The organism is Acinetobacter sp. G11, assembly GCF_049808495.1.
Lineage (GTDB): Bacteria > Pseudomonadota > Gammaproteobacteria > Pseudomonadales > Moraxellaceae > Acinetobacter > Acinetobacter kookii.
This window is the reverse complement of record NZ_JBNCAT010000028.1, coordinates 1-24414: the sequence shown is the minus strand read 5'-3', so window position 1 is coordinate 24414 and position 24414 is coordinate 1. Positions and strand designations below refer to the sequence as shown.

The 24414-nt window shown below is 43.6% G+C and carries 18 protein-coding genes; 12 read left to right on the top strand and 6 right to left on the bottom strand.

All coding sequences use genetic code 11. From position 1 onward, the window contains the following. Positions 1-115 precede the first annotated feature (115 nt). The 3 genes from radA (at position 116) to ACPUEY_RS10770 (ending at position 3234) form a co-directional block, all read left to right on the top strand. Positions 116-1507, top strand: a complete 1392-nt coding sequence (gene radA, locus ACPUEY_RS10780; RefSeq protein WP_425122086.1) for a DNA repair protein RadA — start codon at positions 116-118, stop codon at positions 1505-1507. Between the two features lie 113 nt (positions 1508-1620). Then, positions 1621-2580 carry a Tim44 domain-containing protein gene (locus tag ACPUEY_RS10775; protein WP_425122085.1) on the top strand — a complete coding sequence of 320 codons (960 nt, stop codon included), beginning with the start codon at positions 1621-1623 and terminating at the stop codon, positions 2578-2580. A 138-nt stretch (positions 2581-2718) separates the two neighbouring features. Further along, on the top strand, positions 2719-3234 hold the full coding sequence (locus ACPUEY_RS10770; RefSeq protein WP_425122083.1) for a tetratricopeptide repeat protein: 516 nt from the start codon (positions 2719-2721) through the stop codon (positions 3232-3234). A 58-nt stretch (positions 3235-3292) separates the two neighbouring features. Here the strand turns inward: ACPUEY_RS10770 and ACPUEY_RS10765 are convergent, their stop codons facing one another. After that, positions 3293-3817, bottom strand: coding sequence for a cysteine peptidase family C39 domain-containing protein (locus ACPUEY_RS10765; RefSeq protein ID WP_425122081.1), 525 nt, complete (start codon positions 3815-3817; stop codon positions 3293-3295). Between the two features lie 224 nt (positions 3818-4041). On the opposite strand from ACPUEY_RS10765, the gene ahcY reads away from it, so the two are divergent. The 6 genes from ahcY to ACPUEY_RS10735 all read left to right on the top strand — a co-directional run bounded on the left by ahcY (position 4042) and on the right by ACPUEY_RS10735 (position 13963). Beyond that, complete coding sequence (gene ahcY, locus ACPUEY_RS10760; protein ID WP_092818678.1) at positions 4042-5424, top strand: adenosylhomocysteinase; 1383 nt, start codon at positions 4042-4044, stop codon at positions 5422-5424. A 181-nt stretch (positions 5425-5605) separates the two neighbouring features. Further along, a complete protein-coding gene (gene metF, locus ACPUEY_RS10755) occupies positions 5606-6442 on the top strand; it encodes a methylenetetrahydrofolate reductase [NAD(P)H] (RefSeq protein ID WP_425122078.1) in 837 nt (278 codons plus the stop codon). Positions 6443-6472: 30 nt separating this feature from the next. Next, complete coding sequence (locus ACPUEY_RS10750; protein WP_425122076.1) at positions 6473-7189, top strand: 16S rRNA (uracil(1498)-N(3))-methyltransferase; 717 nt, start codon at positions 6473-6475, stop codon at positions 7187-7189. A gap of 170 nt (positions 7190-7359) precedes the next feature. Then, positions 7360-10221 carry a bifunctional diguanylate cyclase/phosphodiesterase gene (locus ACPUEY_RS10745; protein ID WP_425122075.1) on the top strand — a complete coding sequence of 954 codons (2862 nt, stop codon included), beginning with the start codon at positions 7360-7362 and terminating at the stop codon, positions 10219-10221. 145 nt (positions 10222-10366) lie between these two features. Beyond that, positions 10367-12646: an NADP-dependent malic enzyme gene (locus tag ACPUEY_RS10740; RefSeq protein ID WP_425122074.1), complete on the top strand. Its 2280-nt coding sequence runs from the start codon at positions 10367-10369 to the stop codon at positions 12644-12646. A gap of 81 nt (positions 12647-12727) precedes the next feature. Beyond that, positions 12728-13963, top strand: coding sequence for a multifunctional CCA addition/repair protein (locus ACPUEY_RS10735; protein ID WP_425122073.1), 1236 nt, complete (start codon positions 12728-12730; stop codon positions 13961-13963). 151 nt (positions 13964-14114) lie between these two features. Here ACPUEY_RS10735 and epmA read toward each other — a convergent pair whose 3' ends face one another. The 5 genes from epmA to ACPUEY_RS10710 form a co-directional block, all read right to left on the bottom strand. Then, on the bottom strand, positions 14115-15095 hold the full coding sequence (epmA, locus tag ACPUEY_RS10730) for an EF-P lysine aminoacylase EpmA (RefSeq protein WP_425122072.1): 981 nt from the start codon (positions 15093-15095) through the stop codon (positions 14115-14117). Then, on the bottom strand, positions 15092-16159 hold the full coding sequence (locus ACPUEY_RS10725) for a 4-phosphoerythronate dehydrogenase (RefSeq protein WP_425122071.1): 1068 nt from the start codon (positions 16157-16159) through the stop codon (positions 15092-15094). Before ACPUEY_RS10725 ends, epmA begins: the two co-directional genes overlap by 4 nt. A gap of 138 nt (positions 16160-16297) precedes the next feature. Then, positions 16298-17545, bottom strand: a complete 1248-nt coding sequence (locus tag ACPUEY_RS10720) for a CaiB/BaiF CoA transferase family protein (protein WP_425122069.1) — start codon at positions 17543-17545, stop codon at positions 16298-16300. Positions 17546-17564: 19 nt separating this feature from the next. Then, on the bottom strand, positions 17565-19019 hold the full coding sequence (locus tag ACPUEY_RS10715; protein ID WP_425122068.1) for an MFS transporter: 1455 nt from the start codon (positions 19017-19019) through the stop codon (positions 17565-17567). Between the two features lie 229 nt (positions 19020-19248). Continuing rightward, positions 19249-20472 (bottom strand): acyl-CoA dehydrogenase, encoded by a 1224-nt coding sequence (locus ACPUEY_RS10710; RefSeq protein WP_425122067.1) that lies wholly within the window; start codon positions 20470-20472, stop codon positions 19249-19251. Positions 20473-20732: 260 nt separating this feature from the next. On the opposite strand from ACPUEY_RS10710, the gene ACPUEY_RS10705 reads away from it, so the two are divergent. The 3 genes from ACPUEY_RS10705 to ACPUEY_RS10695 all read left to right on the top strand — a co-directional run. Beyond that, positions 20733-21695, top strand: coding sequence for a LysR substrate-binding domain-containing protein (locus ACPUEY_RS10705; RefSeq protein ID WP_425122066.1), 963 nt, complete (start codon positions 20733-20735; stop codon positions 21693-21695). Between the two features lie 266 nt (positions 21696-21961). Further along, positions 21962-23233, top strand: coding sequence for a tyrosine-type recombinase/integrase (locus tag ACPUEY_RS10700; RefSeq protein ID WP_425122065.1), 1272 nt, complete (start codon positions 21962-21964; stop codon positions 23231-23233). Positions 23234-23724: 491 nt separating this feature from the next. Next, a partial coding sequence (locus ACPUEY_RS10695) for a GAF domain-containing protein (RefSeq protein ID WP_425122064.1) occupies positions 23725-24414 on the top strand: 690 nt, incomplete at its 3' end.

Sequence of the window (24414 nt, the reverse complement as noted above, 5' to 3'; positions counted from 1 at the left end):
TAGCAGTTTACGTGCCAAGATAAAGTTTGGCGAGATTATATTCAAAAAATTGTATTTCCATACAGCTATTGCTACATTCTTCATCCATCTTCTGATTTATATAGATACCACTCAAATGAGCAAAGTCAAAACTGTTTACCGTTGCGAACAATGTGGAACTGACCATCCGAAATGGGCGGGACAATGTTCAGATTGCGGAGAATGGAATAGTCTGACTGAAGTACGTCTAGAACCTGCAATGAGTCACCGGGCACAGCCCAAAATGGGCGGCGGCTATGCAGGCCAGGCAGCAACGATTACCACCTTGAATAAAGTTTCTGTTTCACATGAAACACGTCTGGCGACAGGAATAGGTGAATTTGACCGTGTTTTAGGCGGTGGTCTGGTCACCGGTTCAGTGGTTCTGATTGGGGGTGATCCCGGAATTGGCAAATCCACCATCCTCTTACAAACTGCAACGCATATGGCAGCTGCCCAGAGTTCTGCTCTCTATGTGACCGGTGAGGAGTCGCTGTCGCAAGTCGCTTTGCGTGCCCATCGCCTGGAGTTGCCAACTGAACATCTTAAAGTCATGGCGGAAACCTGTGTGGAACGCATCTGCGAAGTGCTTGCACAAGAACGCCCTGCGGTGGCCATTCTGGATTCGATTCAAACCCTGTATACCGAAACCTTGCAGTCAGCACCGGGTGGCGTTTCGCAAATTCGTGAATCGGCAGCTTTACTGACCCGTTTTGCCAAAAATAGTGGCACGGCGCTGTTCATTGTGGGTCATGTGACCAAAGAAGGCGCACTGGCGGGACCCCGTGTACTGGAACACATGGTCGACTGTGTCCTGTATTTTGAAGGACAATCCGACTCGCGTTACCGGATGATTCGCGCGGTAAAAAACCGTTTCGGCGCAGTCAATGAACTGGGGGTGTTTGGCATGACCGATAAAGGCTTGCGTGAAGTGGCTAATCCGTCCGCCATCTTCTTGAGCCGTTATGATGAAGCCATTCCCGGTTCAATTGTGATGATCAGCCGCGAAGGCACCCGTCCCCTGTTGGTTGAAGTACAGGCGCTGGTGGATGATGCGCATGGACAACCACGTCGTGTGGCGCTTGGTCTGGAACAGAACCGCCTGAACATGCTGCTGGCTGTCATGCACCGTCACGGCGGGGTGCAAACCTCGGGGCAGGATGTTTATGTCAACGTTGTTGGCGGTTTAAAGATTACCGAAACCGGTTCGGATTTGGCCGTTTTACTGGCTTGTGCATCCAGCTTACGAGGTAAAGCTCTGCCACAACAACTGGCAGTATTTGGTGAAGTAGGCTTATCGGGCGAAATCCGTCCGGTGCCAAATGGTCAGGAACGCTTAAAAGAAGCCATTAAGCATGGTTTTAAATACATTATTTTACCGCGTGGCAATGCGCCACAAAAACCGATTCCGAATGTACAGATCATTTCAGTAGCACGTTTGCATGAGGCCTTGACGGAGGCGATGAACTTGAGTGAAGAGTTGGCTTAAGCTTAAACATATGAAAGGTTATGTAAAAAAATCACCAATTTGATATTGAAATTCGGTGCAAATGACTGCATAACTATAAAGATCTAATTTACTTTTTTATTTAGGAAAAATCGATGGAAGTTCGACAGCGTGGTTTGATGGCCGGTATTTTAATGGCAGCTATGGTGGTTGCACCAATGGCCGAAGCAAAACGTGCAGGTGGCGGTAAAAGCCATGGCATGAGCCGTTCTGCTGCCCCAACCCAGTCTTACCAACAACCGCGTCAAGCTACTCCTGTTCAACAACCTGTTGCCCCTACCCAACAAAAATCGGGTTCAGGTGTAGGTAAAATGGTTGCTGCTGGTGTTGCTGGTGCTGCAGTTGGTGCGGTAGCGGCAAATGCCTTAGCAGATGATAAAGCTGCAAGTGAAGCACAAACGCAGCAAGAGGAAGAAAAAGGCGGCATTCCTGGCTGGATCTGGATTCTTCTGGCAGCAGTAGTCGCTTTTTTCTTGTTCCGTAAATTCGGAGCAAAAAAAAAATTAGCCAATAACCCTTATGCACCAAACAATGCGGGTAACACAGCGCCGTTTGGTCAGCAAACTGCAGCACCACGTACTTCAAATGACAGCACCAACATTTTTGGTCAGTCTGTAGGTGGTTCTGCAGGTGCAGCAACTCAAGCGCCTTTTGGTGCTGCTTCAACACAAAGCGGCAACCAGCTGCCAGACGGTACTGAACCTGCTGCTTTCCTGCGCGTAGCCCGTCAGCGCTTTAACCATATTCAGTCTATGAATACAGCAAGCAATATTGCTGAAATTCAGCGTTATTTAACGCCGGACCTGTATCAGTCCATGTATAACGACATTATGGCGAACCAAGACCAGGACGTTGCCGAGTTCTCTAACCTGAATGCCATGGTGGTCGATTCTGCTACTGAAAATGGTCAGTACATTGTGAGCGTACGTTTCACGGGTACAGTAAGCGAAGACTTAAACAGCTTGCCACAACCGTTTACTGAAATCTGGCACTTTGTAAAACCAGCCGGTTCTAATCAGGACTGGTTAGTTGCCGGCATTCAGCAAGAAAGCTAAGTATTGGTGAACACCCTCTGTGCTAAATGCACTGACATGAGGGGATGTTTTTAGTCGCGATACTGTAAAAGCCAATCTTCGGATTGGCTTTTTTATTTCATTCCTTTTAGGCTATAGCAAAAGTTTTTGGATATAGGTATGTCTAACCGAATTTCCCCACCTGCCTCGCTGATGAATTTAGCCATTACAGGAAATGCAAAAGCGCAATTTGAACTGGCTGAACTGTATATGCAAAGCGAGCATGATGATGACATTATTCTTGCCGAGGAATGGGCGCTAAAAGCCGCAGAAAATGGCAATATTGAAGCGATGTACTGGCTGGGTGAAGGTTATACGGTTTATGCCAAAGACCTGGCTGAAGAAGACCCGGAAGAATCCAAAGCCCATTTTGAACTTGGCTATTACTGGCTAAGTAAAGCCAATATGCAAAAGCACCCTGCTGCGACCTTAGAATTGGCGGGTTATTTCCGTCGTGGTGATGTCATTGAAAAAGATGTGGTCAAATCTGTGTCTTTGGTCAAACAGGCTGCGGAATGGGGTGAAGTTCAAGCCATGCGTGATTTGGCTTTTATCTATGAAAATGGTCTAGGCATAGAAATAGATGAAGAAAAAGCGGATTACTGGACTGAAAAAGCACAAGCAGCTGAAAAATAAATTGAAGCTGGAAAAGCCCATTATTTTATGGGCTTTTGTTTTATACATTTTTTAAATATTAACGCCCGATATCATCATTGATATCGACCACAATCACTTGTTGGCAAATCCCTTCTGCTTTTCGTTGTTGTTCAAATATAGCCGCAGGCATCGCATCAAAACTGTCAAAGAAACAGATTTCATCTTCATTGACGTCATAAACAAGGGAGTGATTACCCACACCTTCCAAAGTATCGTAATAAACGATCACAAATTTATTTTGCTCAAAGGCTTGCTGGATTTGCTGATAATTTAACGCAGGAAGAATGGGTAAATTCAGCTGTTCAGCTTCCTGGTAACTGAGTTTTTCACTCTCCTGAAGATCAGCGTCAGGATCGGTATAAAACTGTACATGAAAACCAAACTTTTTCAGAGCGACAGCCAAGCCGATGGTGGTCGTGCCATTTTGTGCATCATATCTACAGACCTCTACCAGCTGCTGAATATCGGCATCTATCCCTAAATGTTGCAGCAGCATCCATACCGCAAAAATTCCGCCATTTGCTTCCAGACGGGCTAATTCTTCAGGCATTTCTAAAGCCATAATAAAAACTCAAAAATATGATTGTGCTGATAATAATCAATTTCAGATTGGAACAAAATCAATTTCCAAGTACAATACTTCGCTAGTCGAGGGATGCTGCGACGTTTTACAGGTACCAAATGTAAAAGCGCCAGGCTCGACGATCGGTCTATCTTTTTCTAGACAGACCAACAACGGCATCCGCGAACTGAATGATCAATTTTTGTTTTTATAAGGAGATCGTGATGAACGCGGTTAATGCTTCATTTACAGATTATAAAGTTGCCGATATTTCCCTAGCTGACTACGGCCGTAAAGAAATCAAGCTTGCTGAAGCAGAAATGCCAGCGCTGATCGGCTTACGTAAACGCTACTCAGCAGCAAAACCACTTGCAGGCGCGAAAATTCTCGGCTGTATCCATATGACCATTCAAACTGCTGTTTTAATTGAAACATTAGTTGAATTGGGCGCTGAAGTTCGCTGGACTTCTTGCAACATCTTCTCTACACAAGACCACGCTGCTGCTGCAATTGCTGCGCGCGGTATTCCTGTTTTTGCCTGGAAAGGTGAAACTGAAGAAGAATACATGTGGTGTCTTGAACAGCAAATCAATGTCAATGGCAAACCTTGGGATGCCAACATGATTCTGGATGATGGGGGTGACTTGACTGCTCTTGTTCATGAAAAATATCCTGAACTGATTGCTAAAATCCACGGTGTAACTGAAGAAACCACCACAGGTGTGCAACGTCTTTATGAAATGTTACGTGACGGCACTTTAAAAGTTCCTGCAATCAACGTAAACGACTCAGTGACTAAATCTAAAAACGACAACAAATACGGTTGCCGCCATTCTCTAAACGATGCAATCAAACGCGGTACTGACATGTTGATGTCTGGCCGTCGTGCACTGGTGATTGGTTATGGTGACGTAGGTAAAGGTTCGGCTCAGTCTCTTCGTCAGGAAGGCATGATCGTACGTGTTACTGAAATCGATCCGATCTGTGCGATGCAAGCATGTATGGACGGTTACGAAGTTGTATCTCCATATAAAAATGGCGTGCAAACTGGCAAAAAAGAAGACATCAACCTGGACCTTCTTCAAAATACTGACCTGATCGTAACAACTACAGGTAATTATCACGTATGTGATTCTGCAATGTTAGATACATTAAAAGCAGGTGCTGTGGTATGTAACATCGGTCACTTCGATACTGAAATTGATACCAACTACTTACGTGGCTACAAATGGGTTGAAGTTAAACCTCAAGTTCACCAAGTATATCGTACAGAAAATGAAAACGATTACCTGATCCTTCTTTCTGAAGGCCGTTTGGTGAACTTGGGTAATGCAACAGGTCATCCATCACGTGTAATGGACGGTTCATTTGCCAACCAGGTATTGGCTCAAATGCATTTGTTCGCCGAAAAATTTGCTGATCTTCCTGAAGACCAGAAACAGGCTGCGATTCGTGTAGAACTGCTTCCTAAAAAACTGGACGAAGAAGTTGCTGCTGCAATGGTTGCCGGTTTCGGCGGTGTCTTGACTCAATTGACTCAGGAACAGGCAGATTACTTAGGTGTGCAAGTTGAAGGTCCATTTAAATCTGAGACTTATAAATACTAATTAATTCATCCCTCTCCCTAACCCTCTCCTGAGCGTGCTTCAAGCATTGCTTTGAAGTTCAGCGCAAGAGAGGGAATATTCGTTACAAAATGAATGTTATTGAGGGTAAGTCCTCTCCTTTCAGGAGAGGACTTAGGAGAGGTGAAAAATATAAATAAGTATTTATAAAAAGGATTTAAACATGTCTAAACAGATTCCGATTTCCTTTGAGTTCTTCCCGACCAAAACTGATGCTGGTGCGGAAAAACTTAAAATGGTTCATCAAGAACTTCAACTGCTTAATCCAGAGTTTTTCTCTGTGACCTATGGTGCAGGCGGTTCTACACGCGAACGTACATTATCCACTCTGGCTGATTTCAATGGTAAAGGTACGCCTGTCGCCCCTCACCTTTCATGTATTGGTGATAGCAAAGAGCGTATTGCAGAATTGCTGGATTTGTACAAATCGCAAGGTATTAATCGTATTGTGGCACTGCGTGGTGACTTGCCTTCAGGTCAGGTGGGTTTGGGTGAATTGCCTTATGCACAGGACCTAGTTCGTTTTATCCGTGAACATTCAGGCGATCATTTCCATATCGAAGTGGCGGCTTATCCTGAAATGCACCCACAGGCAGAAAACTTTGATAAAGACATTCAACACTTTATTGAAAAAGCCAATGCTGGTGCCAATGCCGCTTTAACCCAGTTCTTCTTTAACCCGGATGCCTACTTCTACTTTGTAGATCGCATTCAAAAACAAGGCGTGAATATCCCGGTAGCGCCGGGCATTATGCCAATTACCAATGCCAGCAACCTGATTCGCTTCGCAGATGGTACCGGCGCGGAAATTCCACGCTGGATTCGCAAGCAATTGGCCACTTATGGCGATGACACGGCAAGCATCAAGGCCTTTGGTCATGAAGTCGTAGTGAAATTGTGTGAACGCCTGCTTGCAGGTGGCGCACCGAGCTTGCACTTCTACACCATGAATACCACAGATCCGACACGTCAACTCGTGACCGATCTTGGCCTAGCTTAACTTTATAACTGATTTGTGAGTAATACTTAAATGCCGCGTTTTTATATTGAAGCTGATTTGGCAGTGGATATGCATGTTGAATTAACCGAAACGGTTTTTCATCATTGGGTCAAAGTATTACGTGCACAAGCCGGTGAGAAAGCCACCTTGTTCAATGGACAGGGTGGTGAATATGAAGTTACGCTTATTGAAGTCGCAAAAAAATCAGCCCGTGTTTCTGTCGATTCCTTCAATCCGGATGACCGTACTCCAGCTTTTAGTACCCTGCTTGGACAGGTGATGAGCAAAGGCGACCGGATGGATTATGCCATTCAAAAAGCCACTGAGCTTGGAGTATCCAAAATCCAGCTACTGACTTCTGAACGCTGCGAAATGCGCCTTAAATATGATCGCGACCAAAAGAAAATCGATCACTGGCAAGGCATCGCCATCGCTGCTTGTGAACAATGCGGCATGAACAAGGTTCCTGAAGTGTTAGCGCCTGTATCTTTACAGGACTGGTTAGCCAGTGAGCTCCCGACCACAAAACTGGTCCTTGCTCCCAATAAAGATCAAGTGAATGTGCTAGAAAATGCGACGCAAGACATTGTGCTATTAATTGGACCTGAAGGTGGTCTAAGCGAAGCTGAAATACAATTATCCAACAATGCAGGATTTATAAACTGGTGTATCGGCAATCGCGTGTTACGCACAGAAACGGCTCCGATCGTTGCTTTATCTATTTTAAATTATAACTTAACTGTATAGTTCATCAGAATTTGGATGAATAGCCCCAGATTTGATTGATTTTTTTTAATAACATTATTAATCTTGATTTGAAGTTACAAATGTATATTTGAAATACAATTTAGGTTTTTAAACCCAACCAATATTTATAAAGTAATTTATCGCAAAACAATAATAAGGTTTTTGCTTATATGTCAGATATTCAAGACGAGTATATTAAACAGCATGTGAGTGCTTCACAAATTAACAATACGGTTCGACTTAGCCGCTTCTTTATTGTCAGTATTTTGATTGTATCGGCATATGTTTATGGCATTTACCAATTTTATTTTGCAAAACCTTCTTTCTATTTCAATCTTTGGTTTATAGGCACTGAACTTTTGTGTTGCCTGTGTTTGCTGATTAACAGTGTTTATTTTAAACCCGACCAATTTGCCTTAGCTCATGCACATCGCTGGCTACAGGTTCAAAACTTAGTGATTGGGAGTTGTATTGCTTCTGGCATGGGCCTGGTTTATTACTATCTACCTCTATACAACCCTGCTTTTAGTCATGTTCATGCTTTAATTTTGTCAGCACTATTACTGATTGTGAGCCAGGCATTTGCACTGACCTTTTTAACCCAGCGCTTAACCTATTTTTGTCTGGCCTTTATACCTGCTATTTTTCCTTATCTAACCTCACAATTTATCAACACAGAAACATCGGATCCTTTATTCCATCTAACCATTAATTTTGCACTGATTGTCATTTTATTATGCGCCAATATCACCTCGCGTATTCATCAGCGTATTTCTGCACTTTATTCGAAAAACAACCGTTTAGTTGAAAATGCCAAACAACAAGTGTTATGGACGGATGAATTATGCAAACAATTGCAAGCTGAAATTAATAAATCAAAAGATATAGAACTGCAATTACAATTAAACAATCAGCTGCTGGAACAAAAAGTTAAAGAACGGACCACTGATATTGCCAAAATGAATGCCGATCTGGAAAATCAGCAACAGAATCTGGTCTTGGCGCATGAAATTGCCGGACTTCGCCCCTGGGACTGGAATATCAAAGATCGTGAAATTCTGGTGACAGACTCGAAACAGCAAAAGATCCTGAAGCCCTCTAAACTGCATCATTATCAGCTGCAAAATATTATTCACCTGGATGATATTGAACAGTTCAAGCATGCAATGAAACAGCATTTACGGGGTCAGTCCCCCCTTTATGAAGCAAGCTATCGAATTCAGAACAGCAACGGCAAGTGGAAATGGGTACATGATATTGGCCGGGTCATTGCGCGTGATCCGGTCAATAAAAAGCCGTTACGGATGGTGGGTATCCGTCGTGACATTCATCAGGAACGTACCGATCAGGAACGCTTAAAATTAGCTGCCAGCGTACTTCAGCAAGCGGCTGAAGGCATTTTTATTCTTGATGATCAGCTATGCTACATCGATGTCAATCCTTTCTATGAACAGCTTACCGGCTTTACTCACCAGCATATTATTGGCAAGAATTTATTTGATATTACGGCGAATCATAAATCGCAACAAAGAAGCAGCCACTACTCGATTCTTCAGCAGCTGGAAAAAATCGGTGAGTTTGATGGGGAACTGCATGAAGAATTCCTTTCAGGTAAAGAACAGACCATCTGGATGCACATCAATGCCATTACCGATGAGCAGAACCGTGTTACCCACTATATCGGGATCGTTTCCGATTTAACTGAACGCAAACTGCAAGAACAACGTTTGTCTTACTTAGAGAATTACGATCCTTTAACAGATTTACCGAACCGTTTTTATTACAACTACCAATTACACCAATATTTAGTCAGTCAACAGGATTCAATTAAGCAGCTGGCCGTGATTCGTTTGAATATCGACCGTTTCAGACCTTTAAATGAATTTTTAACCAATAGCGGCGGCGACGAGCTGTTACGCCAAGTTGCACAGAGACTGCGACTGACCAATGCCGAAGCCTTATTTGTGGCACATCTGAATGGCGATGATTTTGCAATTGTGTATGAAATTTCACCTATTCACCCGTCGATTCAACAACACTGTGAGCACATCAGCAAGGCTTTCTCCTTACCGTTTAACATTTTCGGTCAGGACCACATTATTACTCTGTCCATGGGCGTTGCATTCTATCCGGAAAATGGACGCCAGCTGGATTATCTGAATAATTGCGCTGAGCAGGCCTTGGCTGAAGCAAAAAACCTGGGCGGCAATACCTGTCGTTTTTATTCCAATAACAATACCGCTTTACTTGAGCAAGGCATTTATCTGGAACGCGATTTGCGCCATGCCATCAATAATAATGAGCTGATTGTTTACTATCAGCCGAAAATTAATTTCAGTGATCGAAATATTTACGGTTTTGAAGCACTGGTTCGCTGGAATCATCCAAGCAAGGGAATTATTCCACCGAACCTGTTTATTCCCCTGGCAGAACAGACCAGTTTAATTTCGGATATTGGCCGGATTGTGATTCAACAAACTGCCAAACAGATCCGCTACTGGAACAATATCGGTTTTGACAATATTTGCGTATCCGTCAATGTGGTTGCACAGCAACTACAACGCGGTCAGTTGCTGGAAGACCTGGATCATGCCATCCACACCTATAACATTTGCGGTTCCAGCCTCGAACTTGAAATTACCGAATCATCCTTGCTGGAAAATTCGGTTACGGTGAAAAACCTGTTGAATGAAATTAAAAAACGTAAAATTCACATTTCGCTCGATGATTTTGGCACAGGCTACTCTTCCCTGTCTTATCTTGCCGATTTTCCAATTGATATACTTAAAATAGATCGCAGCTTTGTATCCAAAATCGGACAAAACAAACAGGAAGCCATTGTCAGCGCCATGATTGCCATGGGCAAGGCCATGGGGATGATGGTCGTTGCAGAAGGCATTGAAACCAAGCAGCAGCTAGAGTATCTGCAAGACCTGGAATGTGATATTGCTCAAGGTTTCCTCTTTTCCAAGCCGCTTCCTGAAAAAGAAGCAACCACATACCTGGAACAGCACCGACTTATACCTTCTTGATATAAGTCAACCTCTCGCCCCCCTAACTTTGCCTGAAAAAGACACATCCGCGACTGTGATAAGGTCGCAACAAATGTTATATTCGATGGAACCAAGCAGAAACCAGCATCTTTGCTGAATTACTCCAGTAACATACGAGATACAGATGGAAGATCAATCTTTAAAACAACAGGCATTGTATTATCACGAATTCCCAACACCAGGAAAAATCAGCGTCACGCCTAGCAAGCAACTGGTCAACCAACGTGACTTAGCGCTTGCCTACTCTCCAGGTGTTGCCGCACCATGTTTAGAGATTGAACGTGATCCTTCAACTGCTGCCCTTTATACGGCTCGTGGTAACCTTGTGGCCGTTGTCAGTAATGGTACAGCTGTTCTAGGATTAGGCAACATTGGCCCTCTAGCCTCTAAACCTGTGATGGAAGGTAAAGGCGTACTGTTCAAAAAATTCGCCGGTGTCGATGTATTCGATATTGAAATTGCTGAAAACGACCCGGACAAAATTGTCGACATCGTGGCTGCGCTAGAACCTACTTTTGGTGGTATCAACCTTGAAGATATCAAGGCACCAGAATGTTTCTATATCGAGCAAAAACTTCGTGAACGCATGAACATTCCGGTGTTCCATGACGACCAGCACGGTACGTCTATTATCGTGGGTTCTGCACTTCTAAACGCATTACAGTTAAACGGCAAAAAAATTGAAGAGATTAAAATTGTCGCTTCAGGTGCAGGCGCAGCAGCACTGTCTTGCTTAAATCTTCTTTGTGCCCTGGGTGCTAAAAAAGAGAATATCATCGTTGCCGATTCACGTGGCCTGCTAACCACTCAGCGTGAAGGTCTGGATGAATCTAAAAAAGCCTACGTGCAAGACATCACCGCGACTCAGCTTGGTGAAGTACTTGAAGGTGCGGATATGTTCCTGGGTCTGTCAGCTGCCGGCATTCTCACCAAAGAAATGGTGAAAACCATGGCTGCCGATCCGATTATTTTTGCCTTGGCAAACCCGGATCCAGAAATTCTGCCTGAACATGCGCATGAAGTTCGTGATGACGTGATCATGGCAACCGGCCGTTCAGATTATCCAAACCAGGTGAACAACGCACTTTGCTTTCCTTATATCTTCCGTGGTGCACTTGACGTTGGCGCAACCACCATCAACGAAGAAATGAAGATTGCCTGTGTACATGCCATTGCGCGCATGGCACATGTTGAAGCAGATGCCGCATCGTATGGTGAAAAATCAGCATCATTTGGCCGTGACTATTTGATTCCACGTCCATTGGATCAACGCTTGATTCTTGAAATTGCTCCTGCAATTGCACAGGCAGCGATGGACTCTGGCGTAGCAACCCGTCCAATCAAGGATTTCTCTGCATACCGTCAACGTCTGTCTGAGTTTGTGTACAACTCTGCATTCATGATGAAACCAATTTTTGCTCAGGCAAAAACTGATCCTAAGCGTATTGCCTATGCTGAAGGTGAAGACCTGCGTGTACTTCGTGCAGTACAAATTGCGGTGGATGAAGGTCTGGCTAAACCAATCCTTGTCGGTCGTCCTGCAGTGATTGAAGCAAATATCAAGAAATTGGGTCTACGTCTTGAAGATGGTGTAAACATCACCATCATCGACCAAGAAAAGAACCCACATTACGAAATGTTTGCTGATGACTACTACAGCATCATGCAACGTAAAGGTGTAACACCGGAATATGCACAACGTGAAGCGCGTCGCCGTTCTACCTTAATCGCATCTATGCTGGTCAAACACGGCCTTGCAGACGGTATGTTGTGTGGTACGTATTCAAGCTACGACATTCACCTGGATTTCGTAAGCAACGTCATTGGCAAGAAAGAAGGTCATAACACATTCTTCACGCTGAATGCCTTAATGCTTGAAGACCGTAACCTGTTCATTGCAGATACCTATATCAACCGTAACCCGACAGCTGAACAGCTTGCTGAAATGACCATTCTGGCTGCTGAAGAAGTACGTCGTTTTGGTGTAACACCACGTATCGCTCTTCTTTCTCACTCAAGCTTCGGTAGCGACCAAGATGACTTAAGCGCGCAAAAAATGCGTAAAGTATATGACATTTTGTCTGAAATCGCGCCTGAACTGGAAGTTGAAGGTGAAATGCACGGTGATGCGGCGCTTGACGAAAACATCCGTCACTTTGCTTTCCCGAATTCGCGTTTCAAAGGTTCTGCAAACTTGTTGATTATGCCAAATCTGGATGCAGCCAACATTTCATTTAACCTGTTGAAATCAACTTCAGGCAATAACGTCACCATTGGCCCTATCCTGTTAGGTGCTGCAAAACCTGTACACATCCTGACACCAACTACGACTACACGTCGTCTGGTGAACATGACAGCATTAACCGTTGCTGAAATTCAGGAAAACGAAAAGTCAGCACTTTGATTTAGTCAGCTAGATCACATTTTGTGACTTGAGAAAACCTCTATTCTGTAGCATGATTGCTTGAAGAATAGAGGTTTTTTCATGCAAGTTTATTTAGTAGGCGGTGCGGTTCGAGATCACTTGCTCGGGCATCCCTATCACGAAAAAGATTATGTTGTGGTCGGTGCAACACCGGAACAACTTCTTGCTCAGGGCTATCAGCCGGTGGGCAAAGACTTTCCTGTATTTATACATCCTGAAACAAAAGAAGAATACGCGCTGGCACGTACTGAACGTAAATCCGGTCATGGTTATCACGGTTTTGAATTTTATACAGACTCAAGCGTCAGCCTTGAAGAAGATCTGATCCGTCGTGACCTGACTATCAATGCCATGGCCATGGATCAAGATGGCAATATTTACGATCCCTATCATGGCCAGCAGGACCTGGAACAACGCATTCTACGTCATGTCTCCAATGCCTTTGTCGAAGACCCGCTGCGTGTGCTGCGCATTGCCCGCTTTGCTGCACGCTATAAAAGTTTAGGCTTTAGCATAGCGGAAGAAACCCTCACCTTAATGAAACAATTGGTGGAATCAGGCGAGCTCAATGCACTGATTCCGGAACGCGTCTGGAAAGAAACTTCCCGTGCACTGATGGAAGAGCATGCCGATGAATACTTTGCTGTTTTACGTGCCTGTGGTGCGTTAAAAGTCCTGTTCCCGGAGCTGGATGCTTTATACGGTATTCCTCAGCGTCCTGAATATCATCCGGAAATTGACAGTGGCATTCATACCATGATGTCATTACAACAGGCCTGTAAAGCCAACTATTCTTTAGATGTGCGCTTTGCTGTGCTGGTTCACGACCTGGGCAAGGCCTTGACACCGGCGGATGAATTACCGCGCCATATCATGCACGAAGAACGCGGGGTTAAACCGGTGACTGAACTCTGTGACCGTCTGAAAGTTCCAACCAATGCCAAACAGCTGGCGATTGCAGTCTGTAAAGAACATTTAAAATGCCATCAGGCTTTAAGCCTGAAACCGGGTACTTTATGGCGTTTATTGCAACGTCTGGATGTGCTGCGCCGCCCTGAACGTGTTGAAGCGTTTATACAGGCTTGTGAATGTGACTCTCGTGGTCGTTTAGGTCTGGAAGATCGTGAATATCCGCAGGCAGCTTATGTACTTGAGGCAATGGAGGTGGTACGTAATATCAAGGCACAGGATTTACCGCCTGATATTCAGGGACCCGATATTGGCGAAATGCTGATTGAACGTCGCATTAAAGCTTTGGCTGAATTGAAAGCGCATCATATGGCTCTTGCTGAATAAGCATGTTCCTAAATAAAAAGGCTCCAATAGGAGCCTTTTTATCTTTAGCCCTCTCCCTAAATCCCTCTTTTCTAAAAAGGGACTTCTCCTCTTTCATAAAGGGGTTTAGGAGGAATTTTGGCTGATCAATAAATATGAGCCATGGTTTAAATCAGGAAATATCCGCCGGGAAAGTAATGACTTTTTCAAGTTTCATTTGCTCAGTTGCCACCATCAGCAAACGGTCTACACCCAAAGCAATACCGGAACATTCAGTCATGTGCGGTAATGCCGCCAGTAGATATTCATCAACCGGCATGACATGTAAGCCCAGTTTTGCACGTTCGGCATTATCCGCTTTAAAACGGGAACGCAGTACATCGGCATCAATCAGCTCATCATAAGCATTGGCCAACTCCAGACCTTCGATATAGAGTTCAAAACGTGCCGCAACCAGTTCCCCCTCTTCATCAACTTTAGTTTTGGCCAAGGAAGCCAGTTCAGGCGGAAAATCGGTTAAAAATACTGGCGTGTCAAAACCCAGACTCGGTTCGACAAAGTGTGAAAATAACAGGTCAATATACCCCAGGCGGTCATCACCCAAGTCCAGATTGAGTCCAACCCGGTTACAGCAATCTTTCAGTTCTTTTAAGCTGGCTTGTAATGGATTGATATTCAAACGATCCATGAAGGCATGCTTATAGCTTAAAATGGTTGGACGGACTTCTCCAAAACGGGTTTTAAGGGTGACATTTAACAGATCCGTGACTTCAAACATCAAATCTTTCAGGCTGAAGCCGGGACGGTACCATTCCAGCATGGTGAACTCGCTATTGTGTTTACGCCCATGCTCGTCATCACGGAATACCTTGCAGATTTGATAGATCGGACCGCTGCCACTCGCCAACAGCCGTTTCATGGCAAATTCGGGTGAGGTTTGCAAATAATGGGTCTGCTTTTTGCCGTGTACATGTCGCTGTGCCTGGATTGAGGCCAGATGCACATCCGTCACTCCCGCTTGAGACAGGATTGGCGTTTCAACTTCCAGTACATCCCGTTCGGCAAAAAACTGCCGGATCTGTGCATACATTTTGGCACGTGACTGCATAGCCTTTAGGTCACAAGTCGGCTGATAGGTTAGCGTTTGACTCATGCCTTCGGTCCCCCATGTGCGGCCCATTCACGGCGTAAGGGATAAGTTTTACGCAAATAATCAAAGGCTTTTTGATCAACCTTGCCATCTTTCAGGCAGGACCTCAAGTTCGCATCATCTCGAGCAATATCATAGATTTGGCTTAAATACTGCTTTAACACCGCCTTTAACTCACGGTCCTTAAAATATGGCTCACAGACAGGTAATTGCGTTTCAAATTGCTTTTCAGCCGGATAATGAAAGGTTTGGCAGAATGCATCATAGATCATTTGTGTACCGCGTGCCTTGCCTTCCAGGCTATAACCCGCGATATGCGGTGTGACCAGACGTACCAGATTTAACAGTTGTTCTGATATTTCAGGTTCATGTTCAAAGACATCGAGAACCACTGCACGCTGGGTCTGTTGAATATCGGCAATTAAAGCCGATTCTTCGACCACCGGACCGCGTGCCGAATTAATTAAAATCGCTGCAGGTTTCATTTTCGCCAAAGCTGCAGCATTGATGAGATGGTAAGTGGGATGATTGCCTGTTTTGGTCAATGGCACATGGATCGAAATAGCATCGGCTGTTTTTAACAATTCTTCAAATTCAACTTGCTGCACGTGTTCACGCTGTACAAAGGGATCATGATTAATCACCTTCCAGCCCAGAAGCTTTGCCATAACAGCCAGACGCGAACCGACATTGCCCAGACCGACAATACCTAAAGTAAAGCTGTCATTGGCATCCAGCAGTTTAGGTTTTAAATACAATAAAGCGCTAATCACATATTCCGCAACGGCCTGCGCATTACAGCCGGCGGCATTCGACCAGGTAATGTTATGTTGTTTTAAAGCAGCTATATCCAGATGATCGGTGCCTATGGTCGCGCTGCCGACAAATTTTAATTTTGTGTCCTGAACCAGCTCAGCATTGACTTTGGTCACAGAACGCACCAGTAATGCTTCTGCATCTTTCACATCCGCATGGGTTAAGGTTCGCCCTGCAGCCTGCTGAATTTCTCCAAAATCCGCAAAGAAATATTCAGTAAATGCCAGATTTTCATCTGCGACAATTTTCATAGTGCGTTCCAATGACTTGAAGACCGCTATAATAACGCCTGCAGCGAAATCTGACCATGCAAGCGGATATTATTGACCAATAAATCAACTTGATAAAAAAGACCGAATTTATTCAAATTCGGTCAAAACAGGAAGCAATTAAATGTCCAGCAGATGAAAAGCCAGCTCACCATCAATAATGCCTTGCGCTTTTAGCAGCTGTAATTCATCCTGAGATTTAAAGCGAGAAAGAATATGTTGCGTATGTTCCCCCAGTTGTGGCGGTGCATGTCGATATTGCACAGGCGTATCTGAAAGCCTGATTGGGGAAGCAATCACTTTAAAGCTGTCATTCAATTGGTGCGGAATATTCACCACCATTTTCCGATGCTGAATTTGCGGTTCAGCCAAGGCATCTTCAACCGAATTGATCACACCCACCGGCACTTTCATGGCATGAATCGCCTCCACCCAATCCTGGGCATTTTTACCGAGGAAATATTCAGACAGTAAGGCAATCAGTTCCTCACGGTGCTTGACCCGATCCTGATTATGCTGGAATTTCACTTCTTGCAATAATTCAGGAAGTCCAATGGCAAGACATAAGTCTTTAAACTGCTTGTCATTGCCACAGGCAATAATAAATTCCTTGTCCTTAGCCTTAAACATTTGATACGGAACAATATTTGGATGACTATTGCCCATCCGTTTGGGCGAAATTCCAGTGCTTAAATAGTTCATACCCTGATTGGCCAGCGTGGCAACTTGTACATCCAGTAAAGACATATCAATATACTGCCCCCGTCCGGTATGCTGTCTGGCCAATAATGCTGCCTGAATGGCGATAGTTGAATACAGACCGGTTTGAATGTCCACCACTGCCACCCCAACCTTCTGTGCACCTGCACCCGGTTCACCATCTTTTTCACCGGTAATACTCATCAGTCCTGACATACCCTGAATGATAAAGTCATAACCCGGTTCTTCGGCACGAGGTCCATCCTGACCAAAACCGGTAATCGAGCAATACACCAGTTGCGGGTTTAAGGCACTGAGTGTTGCATAGTCCAGTCCATATTTGAGCAGAGAACCGGCTTTGTAATTTTCAATCACCACATCGGCAGTTTTGGCAATCTCCCGGATAATCTCTTGCCCTTGCGTTGATGATATATCCACGGCTACTGAATATTTATTGCGGTTGGCACATTGAAAATAACCCGATTCACGTGTGGCATTGCCCTGTTGATCTGGCATCCATGGCGGCCCCCACATACGGGTATCATCACCGACTTGTGGACGCTCAATTTTGATGACTTCAGCACCCAAATCTGCCAGAATCTGTCCGCACCACGGACCTGCCAGTACTCGACTTAAATCCAGCACCCGAATTCCCTGTAATGCACCCATTATTATTTCTCCTTCATCATCAGGTGTGATAAGCACCTGATGATCTTGTATTTTTCGATTTCATTGTTGCCGGACGTTCTGTAGAGACCGATACATCATGTTTAGCCGGTTCAATTTCGGTTGCACTTGCAGTCGCTAATGAAGACTGTTGCGGATCGTACTGACGCTCCCGAATAAACAGGCCTGGAATCACACCGGCAATAAAGTAGGCTGTCCCCATCACAATAAAAGCCATGGTGAATGAGCCACCGGCTGCAATAATACCAATCGTTGCTGGAGCAATGGCTGCACCTAAACGTCCCATGTTATACGCCCCACCAATCGCCGTACCGCGTACATCGGTCGAGAAGGTTTCCGCCATATAGGTTGCGTTTACGCCATATGGAATGCCATATAAGAAACCAAAGGTAATCAATAAGTAAGCAATATTACTTGGCGAGTTATAAAAGATGATGATAGGTAAGAATGCAGCAGTACTCACCGTACCAAAAACAAATGTTGAACGACGACCAAACTTATCCGCTGCATAGCCAGCAATAATTTTACCGAGAATCATGGCGGTATATGCACCCACCATATAACCGGTCAATGCCTTGAAATTCATATTCAGTTCAGTTTCAAGATAGGTCGGCATCCAGTTATTCACGCCGTAATAGCCAAATTGCAGGAATGCTGCTGTGGTCATCCACAATAAAAACATTTTACGATGCTGGGTATGAGCAAAAATGCGCTTATAGACACTTTCAGAAGGTGCCTGTTTTTGTGCAACTACAATTTCAGGGGATAAATCAAGTTTTAGCTCTTTACGTTTCAATTGCTCTATTTTTGCCTCCTGCCAAGAAGCAGGTTCCGGTACAAAACGCATAAAGATCAAGGCAAATGCGGCAGGAATAATGGTTACATAAAACAACATGCGCCAGCCATGGTCAGGAATAATTGCTCCGGCCATTAAGGTCGCGACGATATAACCGACCGTTTGTCCAGTCTGCAAGGTACCTAGTACCGTGGTACGGTACTTCGTCGGTACGTATTCTGCCATCAGCGTGTTACAGGCCATGTATAAAGACCCCAGACCAAAAGCACCAATAAAACGTAATACCATGAATTGTTCATAGCTTTGGGTAAACCCCAGAATACAGGTCATGATAGAAAAAAACACCACTGACCAGGCAATGGTCTTTACCCGTCCAAACTTGTCACAGGCCCAACCACCCGTAATACCACCCAATGCCATTCCCGCAAGTGACAAACTACCTAACATTCCTGCCTGAAAGGAAGACAGTCCAAACTCTGCTTTTAAGCTGGTTAAGCTAAAGGACAATAACATAATGTCCACACCATCGATCACCAGTGAAATAAAGGCGAATATAAAGGCCAGTTTCCAGGTGTTTTTACTGATGCGATGGACTGTACCTACATTTGCAGGCAACTTTAAACTGACAGTTCCATGTTCAGCATTGATTCCATTTTTCATATTCCATTTACCTCATTTTCCCAAATGAGTCATCGGCAGTCCCATGTCTGTACATTTGCCTGATACTGTTCTTTATTGTTTTTCTGCTGACATCTTTTGAACTCAGGCTTGCAAATGCACAGCATTACAAGAATGTTTCACGATGAATCCTTTTCTGTGTTTATTGATTTTTGGAACAAAAGCTCTCTAGGATGCTCATGAATGAACATCCTAAATTTTATAAAATTAATTAGTTACAGAATGCTGCGATACCAGTTTGCGCGCGACCTAAAATCAGTGCATGCACATCATGGGTACCTTCATAAGTATTTACCACTTCCAGATTCACGAGATGACGCGCCACACCAAATTCATCACTAATGCCGTTACCCCCCATCATGTCACGGGCAACACGGGCAATATCCAATGCTTTACCGCAGTTATTACGCTTGATCAGTGATGTGCCTTCAACTGCAGCAATACCTTCATCTTTCATACGTCCAAAACGTAATGCCGCCTGTAAACCCAAGGCAATTTCAGTCTGCATGTCAGCCAGTTTCTTTTGAATCAACTGGTTGGCAGCCAGAGGACGGCCAAACTGTTTACGGTCCATGGTGTACTGATACGCCGTGTGCCAGCAGAATTCCGCAGCACCCATGGCTCCCCAGGCAATACCGTAACGGGCACTGTTCAGGCAGGTAAATGGACCTTTTAAACCACGTACTTCAGGAAAAGCATTTTCTTCTGGAACAAAAACATTATCCATCACGATTTCACCAGTGATCGAAGCGCGCAGGCCAACCTTGCCGTGAATCGCTGGTGCAGACAGCCCTTCCCAGCCTTTTTCCACAATAAAACCGCGGATATCACCGACATTACCTTCAGGTGATACTTCTTTGGCCCAGACCACGAATACATCGGCAATTGGACTGTTGGTAATCCACATTTTTGCACCAGTCAAACGGTAGCCACCATCGACTTTTTTGGCGCGGGTAATCATGCTGCCTGGATCAGAACCGTGATCTGGCTCGGTTAAACCAAAACAGCCGATGTATTCACCAGTAGCAAGTTTTGGCAAATATTTCTGTTTTTGTTCCTCTGAACCAAACTCATTAATCGGCACCATGACCAACGAGCTTTGTACACTGGCCATAGAACGGTAGCCTGAATCGACATATTCAATTTCTCGCGCCACCAGACCATAACTGACATAATTTAAGCCTGCACCGCCGTATTGTTCCGGAATGGTTGGCCCTAACAAGCCGAGTTCGCCCATCTCACGGAAAATTGTTGGATCGGTTTTTTCATGACGGAACTGTTCAAGTACACGAGGTTGTAAACGTTCTTGGCAATAGGCATGAGCGGTATCACGAATCATGCGCTCTTCTTCAGTTAATTGCTGTTCCAGTAAAAATGGATCTTGCCAATTGAACTGTGCTTTAACCGTTTTTTTAGTATTGACCATTTGATTCATCGCGTCCTCTGCTTAATCTCAGTTTTCATTGTAAGTGTTCTACTTTGAGTTCGATGCTATGTGTGAATGATCCTCCTTTCAAACGATAAATTTGCATGCAGATATTCTGTTTTTGCATATCTAAATGCTTGATGATCAATTTCTCAGGCTTAGAGCACTGAATCAACTACATGATTAAATGGTTTTCAAGACTAAAGTCGAATAGGCTAGGGTTTAAATTATGTCATTTTGAAATATCTGCACGATTAAAGGACTAATCCATGCGTCGAAGTATTCCTTCACTACAGGGCTTGTTGTGTTTTGAATCTGCCGCGAAGCATTCCAGTTATACCCACGCATCTCAGGAACTGTTTATTACCCAAAGTGCAGTTTCCCGGCAAATTCAGCAACTGGAAGACTTTTTAGGCGTGAGTTTGTTTACCCGTACCCGTCACGGCGTGGAACTGACCCATGCCGGACAGCAATATTATAAAACCATCACCCCTTATTTAAGGGGCCTGGAACAAAGTACCCTTGATGTCATGTCGCATAAAGGTTTAGGCGGAACGCTCAAGCTGGGCGTGGTTCCGACCTTTGCCACACGCTGGCTATTGCCGAAATTACATCGTTTCAATACCCGTTATCCTGAAATTACCGTGCATCTGGAAACCAGCACCAAACCTTTTTTATTTAATGAAAACATTTTCGATGCTGCCATTTATGCTGGTACACCGCAGCAGGTTGAACATTGGCCTGGCACCCAAACTCATTATTTAATGCAGGAAGACGTGGTTCCGGTATGTTCACCTGTGCTGATTCGAAAGTATTTTCCTGATGCTGTCATGCTGAATGAGATCAGTTTTGATTTAACTGCAGAGCAACTGGTTCAACTTCCTTTGCTACAACAGACCACCCGTCCCAGCATTTGGGAAGAATGGTTTGCCCATCATCAGATCAAGCACAACAACCCCTTTGAAGGACAACGGCATGAACTGTTTTCCATGCTGGCTGTAGCGGCCAATCATGTCATGGGCATGGCACTGATTCCTCAAATGCTGATCGAACAGGAATTAAAGGAAAAAGAATTGGTAATAGCTTCCACTAAAAAACTGGAAGGTCGGCGTGCCTATTATCTGGTGCATTCCAGCCAGGAAAACTCGCCTTTAATTCAAAAATTTGTCGACTGGATGCAACAGGAATTAATGAATTCAGCATATAAAAACCAAGATAAAACCCATCAATAAGTATGATAAAAAGTCGTTACAGACACAAATCTAAATGTTTTTATAAGATGGTATATTTTGAACATCCATAAAAAAAGCCCCTGTTTTCACAGGGGCTTTTGAATTTGGCGGAAGCGGTGTCCGTCTAACAATAGTCCTAAGCAATCCAAATCAACATTATAAACATATATATTTCAATGTTTTAACATTTTAATCATCCTAATACATCTTGTCTCATCCTACCAGTTCCAGTATTTTATGAGGGGTAGGTTGTGGGGTAAAAAAACATGCCAAAGAAATCTAAAGAGCTATCTGCACTCAGTGTATCAAAAATAAAGAAGACTGGGCGACATACTGTAGGGGGCGTTGATGGCCTTTGCCTGAATGTTGAAGGTAACTCCCGTGTCTGGATTTTGCGTGCAGTAGTAGGAAAACGTTTGGATAAAGATGGGAAGTTAAAACCACATCGCCGCGATATTGGAATCGGTCCCTACCCTGAAGTTTCTTTAGCTGAAGCCCGTGCCAAAGCAACTGAATTAAGATTACAAATACGAAGTGGCATTGATCCAATTGCTCATAAACAAGAACAACTAGAAAAGCTGTATGTTCAGAAACTTCGTGACAAAACATTCCTTGAGTGTGCAAAAGTCGTTATAGCCAATAAGGCCCGTGAACTGAAAAATGAAAAGCATATTGGACAATGGACTTCTACATTAGAAACCTATATTTACCCAACTTTAGGTGATATCAGTATTGGTACAATTACTAAAGTCGATATTGCCGAAGTTCTTAGACCTATTTGGACTGAGAAGAACGAAACAGCTAAACGTATTCGTGGTCGTATAGAAGCCATTTTTGATTATGCTAAGGCCATGGGATATTTTGTTGGTGATAATCCTGCTGAATGGAAAGGTAACCTCGAGCCAATCTTGGGGAATTTAAAGCAGGAGTCGCGTCCTCACCCATCATTACCTTATGAACAGGTTGCTGAGTTTATTCAGCACTTGAGACAGAAAAAAGGAATTTCACCTAAAGCTCTAGAATTTGCGATTTTAACTGCATGTCGTTCTGGCGAGGTTTTTGGGGCAAAATGGTTGGAAATCGATTTTAAGAATAAAGTTTGGATCATTCCTAAAGAGCGCATGAAAGCAGACAAAGAACACCGTGTGCCCCTATCTCAAGAAGCGATTAACTTACTTGAATCCATCCAAGAATATACTCAGCCACAAGACTTTATTTTTCCTGCCCCTCGTGGTGGTATGCTTTCTGACATGTCATTAACCACATTAATTAAACGTTTGCATGAACAGAAGTTTAAAGAAAATGGCTTAGGCTATATTGATCCAAAACAAAATCGAGTAATTACAACACATGGTTTTCGATCAACATTTCGTGATTGGTCAGCCGATAAAACTGATTATCCTCGTGAAGTCTGTGAGCATGTACTAGCACATAAACTACCTGATGAAGTAGAAGCAGCTTACTTACGTGGAGCTTATCTTGAGAAAAGGAAAAATTTGATGGTTGATTGGTCTAATTTCGTACTAAGTAACTATTGAAGTATTTTAGCTTTTTTATATTTTATGGGAAAAGTGAATAATATTTAGAGTTAGTAAGATTGATTAATTAGATTAGTGTGTAAATTTGGACTAATGATTTAATTAAACACAGAGTCATGCAACCCTACCTAACCATCTTAAATAGGATAATTCGGGGATGGTTTCAGACTACTGAAATATTCAAACAGCTTCGATTAATACAAATACCCAATCTGGATTTGAAACGTAACCGAATATATACACTGCTTACCCTTTAAAAGAGGATTTCTCTTTCAGTCTCCATGATTTTTACGAGAGAATTATTATTTAAACAAAACTTTCAATCTCAAGTTTGATAACTATAAGACTTTTAGATAATTATGTGTGATATTTGTAGCATTTTTGTTATATTATTTATTTGAGATTAATAATCAACCTTTAGCTCTGATTTTACTAATTTCGCTTGAGAATCTATCAAAAATGCGCAATACAACTCAAGGACGGTATGCTATATGAGTCAAACAGCGAGTTATTTAGATACTCAATCCATCTTTAATTTAATTGGGCAACATGCAGACTTAGCAATCATCTTTCAGACCGTCAGTGAATGGTTAGAGGCCCGGATACCGGATTCAATGGTCTCCATCATGTTGTACTCAGAAACAGAACAAACTTTAAAGTTAATTAGTGGTAGCCAGCATTTTTCCAACCGATATATAGAAACCGTTTCTGATTTAAAAATAGGTCCACATGTGGGAGCATGTGGTGCGGCAGCTTTTCACCGAAAACTGGTGATTTGTGAAAATTTAGCCACTGACCAAAACTGGGAACCTTTCAGAACCTTGATTCAAGAAGAAAATCTGAACGCCTGCTGGTCAACACCTATTATTAATGCCCAGGGAACGCTCTATGGGACCTTTGCAACCTATTATCGTTCCCCTAAATGCCCCACCTCTACTCATATTAAGTTAATTTCTCATGCCGCATCTCTGGTTGCCCTGAGTATGGACCTGCATGCAGAACGGCAACAAAGACTGGCGCTCAATGATAAATACCGTTCGTTCTTCACCTACCATCCCGATGCGATTTTTGAACATAATCCTGAAGGCATCATTATTGATGTCAATCTCGCCTCTGAAGAGATCACTAAATTTAATCTTGAACAGACTCGGGGCTCACATTTCTCAAAATTTATTTGTGCT

Bases quoted from the DNA above. Each gene is read 5' to 3' on its own strand.
- radA (WP_425122086.1), top strand. From the start codon at position 116: ATGAGCAAAGTCAAAACTGTTTACCGTTGCGAACAATGTGGAACTGAC.
- ACPUEY_RS10775 (WP_425122085.1), top strand. From the start codon at position 1,621: ATGGAAGTTCGACAGCGTGGTTTGATGGCCGGTATTTTAATGGCAGCT.
- ACPUEY_RS10770 (WP_425122083.1), top strand. From the start codon at position 2,719: ATGTCTAACCGAATTTCCCCACCTGCCTCGCTGATGAATTTAGCCATT.
- ACPUEY_RS10765 (WP_425122081.1), bottom strand. From the start codon at position 3,817: ATGGCTTTAGAAATGCCTGAAGAATTAGCCCGTCTGGAAGCAAATGGC.
- ahcY (WP_092818678.1), top strand. From the start codon at position 4,042: ATGAACGCGGTTAATGCTTCATTTACAGATTATAAAGTTGCCGATATT.
- metF (WP_425122078.1), top strand. From the start codon at position 5,606: ATGTCTAAACAGATTCCGATTTCCTTTGAGTTCTTCCCGACCAAAACT.
- ACPUEY_RS10750 (WP_425122076.1), top strand. From the start codon at position 6,473: ATGCCGCGTTTTTATATTGAAGCTGATTTGGCAGTGGATATGCATGTT.
- ACPUEY_RS10745 (WP_425122075.1), top strand. From the start codon at position 7,360: ATGTCAGATATTCAAGACGAGTATATTAAACAGCATGTGAGTGCTTCA.
- ACPUEY_RS10740 (WP_425122074.1), top strand. From the start codon at position 10,367: ATGGAAGATCAATCTTTAAAACAACAGGCATTGTATTATCACGAATTC.
- ACPUEY_RS10735 (WP_425122073.1), top strand. From the start codon at position 12,728: ATGCAAGTTTATTTAGTAGGCGGTGCGGTTCGAGATCACTTGCTCGGG.
- epmA (WP_425122072.1), bottom strand. From the start codon at position 15,095: ATGAGTCAAACGCTAACCTATCAGCCGACTTGTGACCTAAAGGCTATG.
- ACPUEY_RS10725 (WP_425122071.1), bottom strand. From the start codon at position 16,159: ATGAAAATTGTCGCAGATGAAAATCTGGCATTTACTGAATATTTCTTT.
- ACPUEY_RS10720 (WP_425122069.1), bottom strand. From the start codon at position 17,545: ATGGGTGCATTACAGGGAATTCGGGTGCTGGATTTAAGTCGAGTACTG.
- ACPUEY_RS10715 (WP_425122068.1), bottom strand. From the start codon at position 19,019: ATGAAAAATGGAATCAATGCTGAACATGGAACTGTCAGTTTAAAGTTG.
- ACPUEY_RS10710 (WP_425122067.1), bottom strand. From the start codon at position 20,472: ATGAATCAAATGGTCAATACTAAAAAAACGGTTAAAGCACAGTTCAAT.
- ACPUEY_RS10705 (WP_425122066.1), top strand. From the start codon at position 20,733: ATGCGTCGAAGTATTCCTTCACTACAGGGCTTGTTGTGTTTTGAATCT.
- ACPUEY_RS10700 (WP_425122065.1), top strand. From the start codon at position 21,962: ATGCCAAAGAAATCTAAAGAGCTATCTGCACTCAGTGTATCAAAAATA.